The 15,261-nt window shown below is 66.7% G+C and carries 11 protein-coding genes, 1 pseudogene and 1 riboswitch; of the genes and pseudogenes, 5 read left to right on the top strand and 7 right to left on the bottom strand.

Annotated elements, in window-relative coordinates:
* The first annotated feature begins 299 nt into the window (after nucleotides 1–299).
* The 4 genes from ssb (at nucleotide 300) to recQ (ending at nucleotide 6,472) form a co-directional block, all read left to right on the top strand.
* Nucleotides 300–851 (top strand): single-stranded DNA-binding protein, encoded by a 552-nt coding sequence (gene ssb, locus V5F74_RS00060; RefSeq protein ID WP_394005543.1) that lies wholly within the window; start codon nucleotides 300–302, stop codon nucleotides 849–851.
* Between the two features lie 337 nt (nucleotides 852–1,188).
* On the top strand, nucleotides 1,189–3,948 hold the full coding sequence (gene gyrA, locus V5F74_RS00055) for a DNA gyrase subunit A (protein ID WP_394005541.1): 2,760 nt from the start codon (nucleotides 1,189–1,191) through the stop codon (nucleotides 3,946–3,948).
* A 40-nt stretch (nucleotides 3,949–3,988) separates the two neighbouring features.
* Nucleotides 3,989–4,600: a LysE family translocator gene (locus V5F74_RS00050; protein WP_374251927.1), complete on the top strand. Its 612-nt coding sequence runs from the start codon at nucleotides 3,989–3,991 to the stop codon at nucleotides 4,598–4,600.
* 54 nt (nucleotides 4,601–4,654) lie between these two features.
* Nucleotides 4,655–6,472 carry a DNA helicase RecQ gene (gene recQ / locus V5F74_RS00045; protein ID WP_394005538.1) on the top strand — a complete coding sequence of 606 codons (1,818 nt, stop codon included), beginning with the start codon at nucleotides 4,655–4,657 and terminating at the stop codon, nucleotides 6,470–6,472.
* A 181-nt stretch (nucleotides 6,473–6,653) separates the two neighbouring features.
* On the opposite strand, the gene V5F74_RS00040 is transcribed toward recQ, so the two are convergent.
* Nucleotides 6,654–7,538 carry an ATP-binding protein gene (locus V5F74_RS00040; RefSeq protein ID WP_394005536.1) on the bottom strand — a complete coding sequence of 295 codons (885 nt, stop codon included), beginning with the start codon at nucleotides 7,536–7,538 and terminating at the stop codon, nucleotides 6,654–6,656.
* A gap of 234 nt (nucleotides 7,539–7,772) precedes the next feature.
* Between V5F74_RS00040 and V5F74_RS00035 the strand changes: the two genes are divergently transcribed.
* Nucleotides 7,773–8,426 (top strand): hypothetical protein, encoded by a 654-nt coding sequence (locus V5F74_RS00035; protein WP_394005534.1) that lies wholly within the window; start codon nucleotides 7,773–7,775, stop codon nucleotides 8,424–8,426.
* Between the two features lie 9 nt (nucleotides 8,427–8,435).
* On the opposite strand, the gene V5F74_RS00030 is transcribed toward V5F74_RS00035, so the two are convergent.
* The 6 genes and pseudogenes from V5F74_RS00030 to V5F74_RS00005 all read right to left on the bottom strand — a co-directional run.
* Complete coding sequence (locus V5F74_RS00030; RefSeq protein ID WP_024279065.1) at nucleotides 8,436–9,272, bottom strand: sulfite exporter TauE/SafE family protein; 837 nt, start codon at nucleotides 9,270–9,272, stop codon at nucleotides 8,436–8,438.
* A gap of 134 nt (nucleotides 9,273–9,406) precedes the next feature.
* Nucleotides 9,407–10,399 carry a tRNA dihydrouridine(20/20a) synthase DusA gene (gene dusA / locus V5F74_RS00025; RefSeq protein WP_081837712.1) on the bottom strand — a complete coding sequence of 331 codons (993 nt, stop codon included), beginning with the start codon at nucleotides 10,397–10,399 and terminating at the stop codon, nucleotides 9,407–9,409.
* 295 nt (nucleotides 10,400–10,694) lie between these two features.
* The gene (locus tag V5F74_RS00020) at nucleotides 10,695–11,438 is read right to left on the bottom strand and encodes a DUF6925 family protein (protein WP_051679240.1); all 744 of its coding nucleotides are present in this window, start codon (nucleotides 11,436–11,438) and stop codon (nucleotides 10,695–10,697) included.
* 269 nt (nucleotides 11,439–11,707) lie between these two features.
* A complete protein-coding gene (locus V5F74_RS00015) occupies nucleotides 11,708–12,595 on the bottom strand; it encodes an ABC transporter substrate-binding protein (protein ID WP_394005531.1) in 888 nt (295 codons plus the stop codon).
* Nucleotides 12,596–12,621: 26 nt separating this feature from the next.
* Nucleotides 12,622–14,604 carry a TonB-dependent receptor plug domain-containing protein gene (locus V5F74_RS00010; RefSeq protein ID WP_394005530.1) on the bottom strand — a complete coding sequence of 661 codons (1,983 nt, stop codon included), beginning with the start codon at nucleotides 14,602–14,604 and terminating at the stop codon, nucleotides 12,622–12,624.
* 102 nt (nucleotides 14,605–14,706) lie between these two features.
* Nucleotides 14,707–14,905: riboswitch (cobalamin riboswitch) on the bottom strand.
* A 130-nt stretch (nucleotides 14,906–15,035) separates the two neighbouring features.
* Nucleotides 15,036–15,261: pseudogene (locus V5F74_RS00005) on the bottom strand (methylisocitrate lyase); the annotation flags it as partial.

Raw genomic sequence — 15,261 nt, 5'->3', positions numbered from 1 at the left:
AACCTTGTGCGATGCGGAAGAGAACATAATACGAACTCCGAAGGGCGCCACCCAAAAAGAGCGGGGCGACTCGGATCGAGCGCGCCGATGCTCTTGCCAGTCTGGGGGAAGTCGGTTAGGAACACAACGTGAACATTTAAGCCATGAGCTGTTACGCACGGCGGCCAGCGGCGGTTCATCATGGGGATAAAGCCGCGCCGGGGGTCGCATGACCCGGCGGGGACGGTAGGGTGCGGGATTCGCGGCGCGTCGCAATGGCGGCCTGCGGAACGGCGGAACACGGCACGAGGGAGAGCGGGATGGCCGGCAGCGTCAACAAGGTGATCCTGGTCGGCAATCTGGGCCGCGACCCGGAGGTCAAGTCGTTCCAGAACGGCGGCCGCGTCTGCAACCTGTCCATCGCCACGTCCGAGAACTGGCGCGACAAGGCCTCCGGCGAGCGCCGCGAGCGCACCGAGTGGCACCGGGTGGTGATCTTCAACGAGAACCTGGTCGGCGTGGCCGAGCGTTTCCTGAAGAAGGGCTCCAAGGTCTACATCGAGGGCCAGCTCGAGACCCGCAAGTATGAGAAGGACGGCCGCGAGACCTACACCACCGAGGTTGTGCTGCGGCCCTATCGCGGCGAGCTGACCCTGCTCGACGGCCGTGAGGGCGGCGGCGCCGGCTCCGGCGCGGACGAATATGGCGGCGGCTCCGACTTCGGCTCGGCCAGCCCCATGGGCGGCGGAGGCGGCAGCTTCGGCGGCTACAGCGGAGGCGGTTCCGGCGGCGGGCGCCGTCCGGCACCGGCTGGCGGCGGTTCGGGTGGCGGACGCCCTGCGGCCGATCTCGACGACGAAATCCCGTTCTGAGGCACGCCTTCGGCTTTGAGGACGGGGCGCTGCGGTCGGTCTTGGTGCTGGCCGCCCTAGCTTTGTTGCTGATTGGCTCACGGAAAGTCGCCGCCTGCGCATGCCGCGGGCGGGCTTTTGTTGTGCCGTCGCAGGCCCCGTTTCCGGCCGCTTCAGGCGGCGTTCGCGAGCCCATCTGACGCAAAACCGACAAATTGTCCGGCGACCTGCGAGATGGTCTGCATAACCCATTGATTTATATAGTATAAATTTACGTCCGCCAGAGGGGTTTTGCTGGCGTCGCAGGGGTGAATCGGCTAGAAGGAAGCACCTCACCAATCCATGCGAGTGCTGACTTTTGGCCGATTCCGAAACGCCGAAGACTGGTGGCGAGCCGCCGTCCGACATCCGGCCCGTTTCCATCACGGAGGAGCTGTCCCGCTCCTATCTCGATTATGCCATGAGCGTCATCGTCGCCCGGGCCCTGCCCGACGTGCGCGACGGCCTCAAGCCCGTGCATCGGCGCATCCTGTTCTCCATGCACGAGAACGGGTACGAGTGGAACAAGCAGTACCGCAAGTCGGCCCGCGTGGTCGGCGACGTGATCGGTAAATACCATCCCCACGGCGACCAGTCGGTCTATGACGCGCTGGTGCGCATGGCCCAGACCTTCGCCATGCGGCTCCCCCTGGTGGATGGCCAGGGCAATTTCGGCTCGGTGGACGGCGATGCCCCGGCGGCCATGCGATACACCGAGGTGCGCCTCGAGAAGGTGACAAACACCCTTCTCGACGACCTCGACAAGGAAACCGTCGATTTCCAGGAGAATTACGACAATTCCGAGCGGGAGCCGACCGTTCTCCCGGCCAAGTTCCCGAACCTCCTGGTCAATGGTGCCGGCGGCATCGCGGTCGGCATGGCCACCAACATCCCGCCGCACAACCTCGGCGAGATCATCGACGTCACCGTCGCGCTGCTGGACGACCCGCTGCTGGAGCCCGAGGCGCTGCTCGACCTGCTGCCCGGCCCGGACTTCCCCACCGGCGCGCTGATCCTCGGACGCACCGGCATCCGCCAGGCCTATCTCACCGGTCGCGGCTCGATCCTGATGCGCGCGAAAGTCGCCATCGAGAACATCCGCAAGGACCGCGAAGCCCTCATCGTCACCGAGATTCCCTATCAGGTGAACAAGGCGACGATGATCGAGAAGATCGCGGAGCTGGTGCGCGACAAGCGGGTGGAGGGCATCTCCGAGATCCGCGATGAGAGCGATCGCGACGGCATGCGCGTGGTCATCGAGATCAAGCGCGACGCCCAGGCCGACGTGGTGCTGAACAACCTCTACCGGCTCACGCTGCTGCAGACCTCCTTCGGCGTGAACATGGTGGCGCTCTCCGGCGGCAAGCCGGGCCTGCTCACCCTGCACGACGTGCTGACCGCCTTCATCGCCTTCCGCGAGGAGGTCATCAGCCGGCGCACCAAGTTCCTGCTGCGCAAGGCGCGCGACCGCGCCCACGTGTTGGTGGGCCTCGCCATCGCCGTCGCCAACATCGACGAGGTGATCCGCCTCATCCGCACCGCGCCGGACCCGGCGAGCGCCCGCGAATCCCTGATGGGCCGCGACTGGCCGGCCAAGGACATGGCGCCGCTCATCGCCCTCATCGCCGATCCGCGCCACAAGCTGAAGGAAGACGGCACCTATCGCCTCTCCGAGGTGCAGGCCCGCGCGATCCTCGACCTAAGGCTCCAGCGGCTCACCGCTCTCGGCCGCGATGAAATCGCCGACGAGCTGGACAAGCTCGCCGCCGAGATCGCCGATTATCTCGAAATCCTCGCCAGCCGGCCGCGCATGCGCGCGATCATCCGGGACGAGCTTCTCGCCATCAAGGCGGAGTTCGGCACGCCCCGGAAGACCGAGATCGTCGAGGGCTTCGGCGATCTGGAGGACGAGGATCTGATCCAGCGCGAGGAGATGGTCGTCACCGTCTCCCATGCCGGCTACATCAAGCGCGTGCCGCTCTCCACCTATCGGGCGCAGCGGCGCGGCGGCAAGGGCCGCTCGGCCATGCAGACGCGGGACGAGGATTTCGTCACCCGCCTGTTCGTGGCCTCGACCCACGCGCCGGTGCTGTTCTTCTCCTCCAAGGGGCAGGTCTACAAGATGAAGGTGTGGCGCCTGCCGCTGGCGGCGCCGCAGGCCCGCGGCAAGGCCCTCATCAACATCCTGCCGCTGGAGCAGGACGAGCGCATCACGTCCGTCGTTCTCCTGCCGGAGGACGAGGGCGAGAACCAGCGCCTGCAGATCATGTTCGCCACCACCGGCGGCACCGTGCGGCGCAATGCGCTCACCGATTTCCAGCAGGTGAACCGCAACGGCAAGATCGCCATGAAGCTCGCCGAGGGCGAGGCCATCGCGGATGTCGGCCTGTGCACGGAGGAGGACGACGTGCTGCTGACCACGGCGGCCGGCGCCTGCATCCGCTTCCCCGCCACCGAGGTGCGCCTGTTCAAGGGGCGCGACAGCGTGGGCGTGCGGGGCATCCGGCTGGAGGATGGTGACAGCGTCATCTCCATGGCCATCATCCGCCATGTGGATGCCGATGCCGAGCAGCGGCTCGCCTACATCAAGATGCGCCGCGCCCTGCGCGGCGAGGCGGGCGAGAGCGCCGAGGTGGAGCAGGAGGAGGGCGCGAGCGGCTCCGGCCAGCTCAGCCAGGAGCGCTATGCCGAGATGGGCGCGAAGGAGCAGTTCATCCTCACCGTGTCCGAGAACGGCTACGGCAAGCGCACCTCGTCCTACGAATATCGTGTCACCGGGCGCGGCGGTAAGGGGATCGTTGCCATGGCGGTGAACGAGCGCAACGGCCGCCTCGTCGCCTCCTTCCCCGTGGAGGATGCCGACCAGATCATGCTCGTCACCGACGGCGGCCAGCTCATCCGCTGCCCCGTGGATGGCATCCGCATCGTCGGCCGCGCCAGCCAGGGCGTCATCGTGTTCGACACGGCGGAAGGCGAGCGCGTGGTCTCGGTGGAGCACATCAGCGAGGACACCGGCGCCGAGGGTGAGACGGGCGAAGGCGGCGTGGAAGCCGCCGGAGACGACACGCCGGAGGCCTGATCCGCGAGCGGGCGGGCCCTCGGCCGGAGGAGCGCAAGTGATGATCTCGGCCGAAAGCCTCGCCCTGTTCGTGCTCGCCTGCATCGCCCTGGGGGCGACGCCGGGGCCGAACGTGGCGCTCATCGTCGGCACCAGCCTCAAGCACGGGCGGCAGGCGGGCATTCTCACCGCCATGGGCGTCAATGTGGGCCTCATCGCCCAGCTGGCGCTGGTGGCGGGGGGCCTCGCTTATGTGGTGGAGGCCTTCTCCCGCCACTTCGATCTCGTGCGCTATGCCGGTGCCGCCTACCTCGTTTGGCTTGCGGTGATGCAGTGGCGCAGTGCCGGCAAGGCGGTGGATGCGCCCACACCTTCCGCCCATGCCGCCTTCGGACGCGGGCTCGCGGTGGCCTTCGCCAATCCCAAGACGCTCCTGTTCCACGCGGCGTTCCTGCCGCAATTCGTCACCAACACGGCTGATCCCGTGCCGCAGATCGCGCTTCTGGCGGCGATCTTCGCGGTCATCGCACTGGTGGGCGACATGCTGTGGGCGGTGGTGGCGGACAAGGCGCGCGCAGCGCTGAAGGGCCGCTTCACCCTGGTGGCGGACCGGGTGTCCGCCGGCATCCTCGTCGGCGGTGCCGCGCTGCTGCTGGCGGCGGGGCGCCGATAGGCAGCGCGGCTCCATCCCGCATTGCCCGGCGGGGGCAGGGGGCTATAAGGCCCCATGCCCGCTACCCTTCATGATTCCGCTCCGCTCGAGGTTCTGCGCCACGTCTTTGGCTACGAGGCGTTCCGCGGGCGGCAGCGGGATATCGTGGAGCATGTGGTCGCCGGGGGCGATGCCCTTGTGCTCATGCCCACGGGCGGCGGAAAATCCCTGTGCTATCAGGTGCCGGCCCTGGTGCGGCCGGGCACGGGCATCGTGGTCTCGCCGCTCATCGCGCTGATGCACGATCAGGTGCAGGCGCTGCGCCAGCTCGGCGTGAAGGCGGCCATGCTCAATTCGTCCCTCGCCCCCGGCGAGGGGCGGCAGGTGGAACGGGCGCTCGCCATGGGCGACCTCGACCTCCTTTATGTGGCGCCCGAGCGGCTGCTGACGGACGGCTTCCTCCATCTGCTGGACGGCGCGCGCATCTCGCTGTTCGCCATCGACGAGGCCCATTGCGTCTCCCAGTGGGGGCACGATTTCCGGCCCGAATATCGCCAGCTCACCATCCTGCACGAGCGCTATCCCGGCGTGCCGCGCATGGCGCTCACCGCCACGGCGGACGGGCCGACCCGCCGGGAGATCGTGGAGCGGCTCAATCTGGAGGAGGGGCAGGTGTTCCTGTCCTCCTTCGACCGGCCGAACATCCGCTACCGCATCGCGCCGAAGGCCAATCCGCGCGTGCAGCTGAAAGCCTTCCTCGATGCCCATGATGGCGAGGCGGGCATCATCTATTGCATGAGCCGGGCGAAGGTGGAGGCGACCGCCGAGATGCTCTCCACCGAGGGCCGCACGGCGCTGCCCTATCATGCCGGCCTCGACGCCGACACCCGGGCCCGCCACCAGGACCGCTTCCTGAAGGAGGAAGGCGTGGTGATGGTAGCCACCATCGCCTTCGGCATGGGCATCGACAAGCCGGACGTGCGCTTCGTCGTCCATCTCGACCTGCCCAAGAGCATCGAGGCCTATTATCAGGAAACCGGCCGCGCCGGCCGCGACGGGCTGCCCTCCGAGACGCTGCTGCTCTACGGCGTGGAGGATGTGGCGAAGCTGATCCAGTTCGTGGATGGCTCGGATGCCCCGGAGGCGAGGAAGCGGGTGGAGCGCAGCAAGCTCGATGCGCTGCTGGGGCTTGCCGAGACCGCCTCCTGCCGGCGGCAGGTGTTGCTGAAGTATTTCGAGGAAGACCTGCCGCAGCCGTGCGGCAATTGCGATACCTGCCTCGAACCGCCGCGCACCTTCGACGGCACCGAGGCGGCGCAGAAGCTGCTCTCCTGCGTCTACCGCACCGGGGAGCGGTTCGGCGCCGGCCATGTCATCGACGTGCTGCGCGGCGAGGCCAACGACAAGGTGACCAAGTTCGGCCACGACAAGCTCTCCACCTTCGGCATCGGCGGCAATTTCTCGCGCGATGAATGGCGGGCCGTGGTCCGCCAGCTGGTGGCCATGGGCTATCTCTGGGTGGACGTGGAGGGCCACGGCAGCCTCGGCCTCACCGAGAAATGCCGGCCTGTGCTGCGCGGCGAGGAGCGGGTGGAACTGAAGGCCGAGGCGCGCCCCCGCGCCGCCCGCGTCACCGGCGGCGGGCGCGGCCCCTCCGCCACTCTGGCTGATCCGGCGGACGAGGCGCTGTTCCAGAAATTGAAGAAACTCAGGCTGGAGCTGGCGCGGGCGCAGGGCGTGCCGCCCTACGTCATCTTCCACGACACCACCTTGATGGCCATCGCCGAGCTGAAGCCCACCTCCATGAAGGCTCTGGGCATGATCTCCGGCATCGGCGAGGCCAAGCTGATGCGCTACGGCCAGCAATTCCTGGCGGTGATCGCCGAGGGGTGAGGCCAAGATCTCCCTTCCCTCCAAGATCTCCCCTCTCCCCTTGCGGGAGAGGGGTTGGGGGTGAGGGAGGTGGTCGGTTCAGGGAAGTGTTGGGACAAAGGGCGCCATACCCCTCACCCCAGCCCTCTCCCGCAAGTGGAGAGGGGGCAAGTCAGACGTCGCCCTAACGCAGGCTGGCGCCTCACGCCGCCTTCAGCGCAACCCCCAGCCGGCCTGCGAGGTCCTGCACGAACTGGTAGGCGGTGCGGCCGGAGCGGGCGCCGCGGGTGGTGGCCCATTCGAGCGCCTTCGGCCGCCACTCCTCCTCCGTCGCCGGAATGCCGTGGTGCTCCACATAGGCGGCGACCATGGCGAGGTATTCGTCCTGGCTGCACTTGTGGAAGCCGAGCCACAGGCCGAAGCGGTCAGAGAGAGAGACCTTCTCCTCCACGGCCTCGCCGGGATTAATGGCGGTTGAGCGCTCATTGTCCATCATGTCGCGCGGCAGCAGGTGGCGACGGTTGGACGTGGCGTAGAAGATCACATTGTCCGGCCGCCCCTCGATGCCGCCTTCCAGCACCGCCTTCAGCGACTTGTAGGAGGTGTCGTCGGAATCGAACGAGAGGTCGTCGCAGAAGACGATGAAGCGGTGATGGGAGCCGCGTACCAGCCCCATGAGCGCCGGCAGTGTCTCGATGTCCTCGCGGTGAATCTCCACCAGCTTCAGGCGCGCGCCATCATCGGCCAGAGACCGGTTGATGGCGGCGTGGGAGGCCTTCACCAGCGAGCTTTTCCCCATGCCCCGCGCGCCCCAGAGCAGCGCATTGTTGGCCGGCAGGCCATGGGCGAAGCGCTCGGTGTTCTCCACGAGCTGGTCGCGCACCCGGTCGATGCCCTGCAAAAGGTCCATTTCCACCCGGTTCACCCGCGGCACCGGCTCGAAGCGGATGGGGTCGGTGTGCCAGACGAAGGCGTCGGCCGCCTCGAAATCCGGTGTGGGCACCGCAGGCGGGGCCAGGCGCTCCAGCGCCCCGGCGATGCGGGTGAGCAGGTCGAGGGTTGCGCTCGAAAGATCCGGCTGTGTCATTATCATCCTCCCGCGCGGGGATTAGGACGCGGCTGGCCCGGCGGCAAGGCGGCCCGGCGCGCGTGTGGCGCAAAAGCCATGCGGCGCGCGCATGATGGGGACGACGCCGCAGTGCAACAATTCCGCCTTAACTTCTCCCCATCCATCCTCGACCAAGCAAGCCGAGAGGAACGGTAGCCGCGTGCGCGGTCCCCGTTCCGGTGCCCCACCCTCTGCCCCGGGAGGTCGAGACCCATGGCGATCCGCCGCCCCCTCACGCGCGCCGCGCTTCTGCCGGCGCTGCTTTCTCCGCTCTTCGCCGCCGCGCCGGCGCTTGCCGACGGGACGGAGGCGAAGACGGCCCTGAAGGCCGACGGCTCGACCTCGCTCACCTATTCGACGCCCGTGCAGGACTATGGCGCGGTGGTCGGCCTCGACCTCTCCGCCACGGGATCGAGCGTGGCGCCCACCGTCGGCCAGAGCGCGGACGGCCTCGGCGGCACCGCCTATGCGAAGGTCACCGTCTCCCGGCTGCCGGACTGGATGGTGTGGGAGAAGGGCACGTTGAACGTCTCCGTCGATCCCAACGATGCGGCGAGCAAGCTCGCCACCACCTTCGAGCGCACCATTCCCCTGACCAGCGGTCTCGCGGCGACGCTGGCGGATACCTATCAGGTGAAGGCCGGGTCGCAGGCGTGGGAGACGGACAAGTCGCTCAGCCTCAAGCTGACGGACATGGGCACCACCTTCGCCGTCTCGACCAAGGCGACGAGCAATTCGTCCCAGCTTCTGCCCACCGTGAGCGCCCAGCAGCAGCTCGCGCCGGACCTCACGGTGACCACCTCCGTGGCCGATACCGGCTCGACGCTGAACAAGAGCATCACCGCCGGCTTCACCCACCGCTGGTGAGGCGCCGCCTCAGCCTTTTATGATGGCGATGAGGAAGCGCGCGCCGATCAGCAGCAGGAACAGGCCGAAGCCGATCTCCAGATGGCGGCGGCTCAGCCGGTGCGCGAGCCGCGCCCCATAGGGCGCCACCAGCGTCGCCACCGGGGCGATGCACAGGAAGCCGATCACCGACACATAGCCGATGGACAGGGGCGGCAGCTCGGAGAGGTGCGGCCAGCCGGCGATGGCATAGCCGATCACTCCCGGTATGGGGATGATGACGCCGATGCCGGCCGAGGTCGCAACGGCGGCGTGGATCGGCACGCCGTAGAGCAGCAGGATGTTGGTGGAGATGCCCCCACCCGAGATGCCCACCAGCGACGACGCGAGGCCGATAAAGAAGCCGTAGAAGCGCATCACCGCGGAAGAGGGCAGGTGGTCGGAGATACGGATGTCGTTGCGGCCGATGAGGCTCTTCAGCCCCAGCAGCGACACCACCGCCACGAAAACCGCCTGTAGCACCCAACCCGCCGCCACCGCCGCAATGGCGCTGCCCGCTATGATGCCGATGATGGCCGGGATGCGCCATTTCGCCAGCACGCCGGGCAGCGATGCGCCCTTGGCGATGTGGGTGCGGTGGGAGGCCATGGCGGTGGGGATGATGATGGCGAGGGAGGTGCCGACGCACAATTGCATCCGCACGCTGTCGTCCACCCCGAGGAAGCCGAAGACCTCGTACAGCACCGGCACGATGACGCCGCCGCCGCCAATGCCGAAGAGACCGGCGAGCAGGCCCGTGAGCAGGCCACCGGCCAGCATGGCGGCGACGAGCAGGACGAGCTCCTGCACGGGAACGTTGGAAAACATGAGCGGAACCGAAGGCTTGCGGGCGGATAGGCGACGAGGAGTGGCCCGGAATTCGGCATATGTCCACTGTGCCGGCCGCATGACGCCGGCGAGAGCTGCGCTATTCACGCAACTCCGCAGGAATTGCCGCCTCGTCAGGCCGCCTGCAGGTCGCGGCGGCGCACCTCGTCCACCGCACTGCGCAGCACCTCGAGCCCGGCACCGGGGATGATGGCCTCGGTGGAGAGGCGGCGGCGGAAGATGCGCGCGCCCTTCTTGCCGCCGAACAGGCCCAGCATGTGGCGGGTGATGTCGGACAGCCGGCCGCCGGCTTCGAGGTGGCGGGCGATATAGGGCTCGAACGCCTCGATGGCCGCGAACGTATCCTCGTGCGGGGCCGGGACGCCGTGGAGGGTGAGGTCCACATCCGCCAGCAGTTCCGGCGTGTGATAGGCGGCGCGGCCGAACATGATGCCGTCGAGCCCCTCCGCCTCGGCGAGCCCCTGCGCGAGGCTTTCGAGACCGCCGTTGAGGGACACCGGAACGTGTGGCAGGCGGGCCTTGAGGCGTCGCACGCGGTCATAGTCGAGGGGCGGGATGTCCCGGTTCTCGCGCGGGGAAAGGCCGTTCAGCCACGCCTTGCGGGCATGGACGATGAGCCCGTCGCAACCGGCCGCCAGCACGGCGTCGGCCAGGGTGTCGAGGGCTTCCTCGGGGTCCTGGTCGTCCACGCCGATGCGGCATTTCACGGTGACGGGGAGGGATACGGCGCCCTTCATGGCGGCGACGCACTCGGCCACCACCTGCGGCTCGCGCATGAGACACGCGCCGAAATTACCGCCCTGAACCCGGTCGGAGGGGCAGCCCACGTTGAGGTTGATCTCGTCATAGCCGAAATCGGCGCAGATACGCGCCGCCTGGGCCAAAAGCGCCGGATCACTGCCGCCGAGTTGCACGGCCACCGGATGCTCGACCTCCGAAAACCCGAGCAGCCGGGCCCGGTCGCCATGGATCACGGCAGGCGCCGTCACCATCTCCGTATAGAGCAGCGCATGGCGCGAGAAGGTGCGATGGAAGGCCCGGCAATGCCGGTCCGTCCAGTCCATCATGGGCGCCACGGACAGTACAATGTTCTGATTTTTAAGCATTATTCGGTAGTTGGATAACATTTCGCCGTACCGTGTGCACGTGGTGCGCACACGGATTGGCCTCCTTCACTAAACTAAAATCCGGCTTCTGGAGAGCCCGGAACCGTCGGAAGGGGCAGAACGTGAACGCAGACGTTCCTGCGCCGCATCGATCGCCAGGGAGCCGTGGCTCGGATTGCGTCCGAGGCGGTCAGGCAGCATGTCTCGGCGACGGCCCACCCTCGATGGCCTGCCGCTTGCGGAATTGGTCAACTGCGCCAGCGCAGCGGGCGGCGCTGCGCTCTACCAAGAACCTTTAGAAGCAAGCGCCAGTCTCGGTGTCAGCGACCCCATCCGCATCCGGAGCGGCAGGAGGGTGGATGGAGAAGCACGGCACCCACCCCTCGGGGATTGGAACATTGGCGGCGTGGGTGCGCTGGTGTGCCAGAAGCCTCGGCAGAACGTGCGTGTGCGGGCCGTCGGGGCTCCGGCCGTCGGGCGGCGGGATGGGCGAGAAAACTTCAATGCGCGCGAGCGCTGAGATGAACACGCGGTGCGGCCCGTGCGCGACCAAGGCGGGCATAAGGCCGGGAACCTCGAAAACCGGACGGCCCTCCCCAGCGCGCAGGATCGCCAGGAGGTCCGGAGCACCGGTCCGTATGCACGCCTCGACGGACCCAAGTCCAATGCCGAGGTCGAACAGAACGGCATCGCGATCCTCTTCCCGAAGGGCATCGGCATCGGTCCCCACCTCAGTGAGGACGCCGCGGCCAGCGCGGCCGGCCAAGGTGGTGGGCAGGCACACGGCGCGAGCCGGAATCCGGCGCTCAACATGGCGCGAAGGCATGCGATAGTCGACGAGGACGGCTTGCGGATGGTCGTGAAAGCGCAGCCCGCCGCGGGTCGTCAGTAACGAAAGGCTATCGGGCCCCTCCCACACCTCCGCCGCCTCGGCGGGGTCTCGCATGAATTCCGCGATGGCCCCGAAAATGCCGAGGCTGAAGCCGCAATAAGGGTCCCGGATATGTGCTGCGGTCGCGTCGAAGACGTTATCGCTCATGCTGGCTGGCCTCCTGCCTGCTGTTTTCGCGCCTGGGTCGGGACCATGGCAGGACGACACTCTCGCCCGCATGTTCGAACCGCAGGCCATCGACCGACAACGCCTCTGCGATCCGTTCTTCGTCCAGCACCGGCCTTGGGACACCTTCGGCGATAAGGCCCCATCCTTCATCAAGGCGACCCGATCACAGAAGCGGGCGGAGGCCGGAAGGTCGTGAATCATGGCGATCACCGCAGCGTCGCGCCGGAGCAGAATGCGGCGTTCGGGAATCAACGTAGGGTGCCCCCGCCGAGGTGAGCGGCCGGCCGATCTTCTCCAGACGCACCGACACCGGAAAGGCTCAGCCGGGCGGTGGCGAGACGCGCCGCGGCCTCGGTGAGCGCGGGACCGGCACACGTCCAAAGCCGGGGCGGCAGTGCGACGGACCGTCCGGCGGTTGCAAATGCGGCCAATACCGGGTGGCGCAGGAGCCCATCGGCGAGTGAGGGAGGCGCGTCCTTCTCCGCATTGATGATGAGGAGGTCGGGGTTCGCGCGCACGATCTCCTCAAGTGTCAGTTGTCCCTTCCTGTCGGTGGACAGGCGGGCGGCAAGGTTCGATAGACCGGCCTTCTGCATCACCTCGTCAGAGATCGAGCCCCGGCCGACCGTGAAGCCATTGGGCCGCAGGACCACCGCTGTGGGGTGGTTCTCTGCGACGGCCGGCAGCCGGGCGAACCCGACCTCCATCTCCCGCACCGTCTGCTCGCCCCGCTCCGGCACGCCAAGCCGCGCGGCCACCATACGGATCTGGGCATACGCCTCACCCAGAGTTCGGGGAATATCCAGTTCCAGCACCTCGAAGCCAAGTCGGCGCAGCATGGCCGTGGTGGTGCGCGTGGTATAGGCCCCGACAATGACCAGATCCGGCTTCAGGGGGACGATCTCCTCGGCCAAACCCCGGTTCATCGGCACGGTGCGGGCAAGGTCCGCGACGTTAGAGGCGCGGGGGTCGCGGGCGAGAAACGTGACGGATGCGACCTGTCCCGGATCGGCAAGGCGCAACACCAGTTCATCCGCGCACAGGTTGAGCGAGACGACGCGAAGCAGGGCGGCTGTGCGCCCAGCTTCGGCAAACGCCCCCTGCGTCAGCAGAAGGTGCCACACGGCGACGAGCACGCTCGCAAGGCGCCTTGCAGCTTCCCTCACCATGTGAGCTTCACACCGCCATAGGCACCGAAGCCGGGAGCAAGGAAGCCGTTGGGATTTTCGTAGGTCTGGTCGAACAGGTTGTCGATGCGCCCAAAAAGCGTGGCGTTGGTATTCAACTTATAGTTGGCGGCAACGTTGACCACCGTATAGCCGGGCTGGTCAATGTAGTTCGAGGTGAGACGCACGATGTCCCACCAGGAGGACGCGTAGACGAGGCTCGCCTTGAGGTCGAGTTCGTCGGTCGGCCGCCAGCCGAGAGCCAGGCTCACCTTGTTGTTGGGCCGCCGCAGGGGATTGCAGGACGTCGCGTCGATGGGCGCACAGGCGGCGCCGAACGGCAGGCCAGGGGGCACATATCCGACCACGTCGGTGTAGGTATAGTCCACGCGCGCATCAATGCGGTCGGTGACCTTGACGGCGATGAACGCCTCAACACCCTGCGACACGGCATTTGAAATGTTGATGTTCTGATACGTCACCGGATCGTAGCTGATGAGGTTTGTGATGTTGTTGTGGAAGTAGGTCACGCCGAACAGCACCCGGTCCCCGAATGCTTTCTGCTCAAAGCCTGCGTCCCATCCGGTGCTTTCTTCCGGCAGCAGATTCAGGTTGCCGTAATAGGGCGCATAGAGCTGGTAGAGGGTTGGCGCCTTGAAGCCCGTGCCGTAGCTCGCTTTCAGCTTGGTGCCGGTCTCGTCGAACAGAAGAGCAGGGGCGAGACGGAAGGTGGTGTGGTCGCCGAAGCTGTCGTCGCTGTCGTAGCGCACGTTGGCGGCAAAGAAGAGTCGGTTCCAGAGATTGCCCTGATACTCCGCATAAACGCCCGTGTCGCCTGTCGCGGCGTCGATGGATGTGTAGGCGGTGGCGGAGGTCATGCTCTCGTTGCGCCGCTCAGCACCCACCAGCAGGTTCTGGCCCGGCGCGAAGGCGTAGTTGGAGCGCAGGTAATAGATCTGCCGGTCGCCGTCATAGGTGCCGTTCACTGACGTGTTCGGCCCGACGGTAGGATTGGACGTTGAAAGCTCGCTCACACCGAAGGTGGTTATGAGGCGATCATCGAAAGCCTTCCACACCCCTTCGCCCTTGGTGAAGAACATGCTGGCATAGGACGTGGAACGCTGCGCGGCCGGCACGCCGGAATAGGTGGGCGGGGGATAGGTGTCCGGCGTGAAAGCGAGGCTCGAGTCGATGTAGCGCGCAACAAAATTGACCGCGAAATTGTCCGCCGCCTGCCAGTCGAGACGCGTCGAATACGTCCAGTTGTCGTAAGCGTTGGGATTGAGCGGCCAGAAGGGGGGCGCGATGTTCTGGGGCGTCACCGGAATGTCGGTGGACGAGAAGTGGGTGACGTTGAACGAATACGATAGTTTTTCCGTCGAACCGGACAGGCCTGCATACTGGTTGAAGGTGCCGAGCGCTCCGCCTTCCACATAGGCCGTGACCTTGGGCGGGCCTTCGCCTTTCTTTGTGGTGACCGCAATGACGCCGCCGATTGCGTCCGAGCCATAAAGGCCCGACTGCGGGCCGCGCAGCACCTCCACCCGCTCGAGATCGGAGGCCATGAGCTGTCCGAAGTCGAAGGCGCCGTTGGGCGTGGAGGGATTACCGGCGTCAATGCCGTCAATCAACACCTTCACATGATTGGAATTTGTGCCCCGGATGAAAACCGAGGTCTGCCCTCCGGGGCCGCCCGTCTGCACCACGTTGAGGCCGGGCAGGGACTGCAGCACGTCCGGGAGTGTGCGCTGCTGGGCCCGGGCGATGTCGTCGGCGGTGACGATGCTGACCGAACTCGCCACCTCGGTCTCGGGCGTGGGAATGCCGGTGGCGCTGACAACGAGGGTGGGCAGGTCACCGGCATTTTGGTCGTCCGCCGTCTGGGCAAAGGCACACGGAGCGAATGCGACGGAAAGGAAGGCAACGAGGGCCGTGGCCCGACCGGGGCGGCGGGGGAGGGACAGCAGAACGGACGACATGAAGACACTCGGCGGCGCGGGTGGTCCGTCACCGCGAACGAGGTCGCCCGGCCGAGAAAGGCTGGAAAACCGCCACCAGGACACCCCGCCCAATGAGCTCGCGTGTGACCACGATCGACGGCAGGTCTCCTGGCTCACGGGTCACCGCCCGTCTGCCGCCTTCCCAGATCTCGCGACCCAGTGGCTGATGGCAGAGGACTCGCCGCTTACAGTTGCGGGGGCAGCCACGGCATTTTCGGACTCACCGAATCACCGTGTTCCCTTTTGATCCCTTTCGGGAACCGTCACTTTAACGATACGGATAGATTTTGCGGTGCGTCAATGGCTCGCCACGATAAAGACAGAAAGTGCCCGAGCTGCTGCGAAAATGCCACAATGTGGCATCTTCTGCATCGCGGCTCCCGGGCGCTCTGAATCCTGACCCGTTGACGTCACTCTGCCGCGAGCGTCGGAACCACGGTTGCAACGATCGACGCATCAAGGGCCTCGAAGGTCTTAAGGCCGATGAGATCGTAGAGCTCGGCCCGCGTCTGCATTTCGCCGACCATTGCCTGCGTGGAGCCATCGCGCGCGAGTGTCGCGTAGAGCATTTCCTGTGCCTTGTTGGCCACCCGCAGCGATGACACGGGCCAGATCACCAGGCGATAGCCCATGGCT

Origin of the sequence: Xanthobacter aminoxidans, from assembly GCF_043193615.1 — a bacterium.
GTDB lineage: Bacteria > Pseudomonadota > Alphaproteobacteria > Rhizobiales > Xanthobacteraceae > Xanthobacter > Xanthobacter aminoxidans.
The sequence above is the reverse complement of the archived record's forward strand: the minus strand, read 5'-3'. Positions and strand labels throughout refer to the sequence as shown.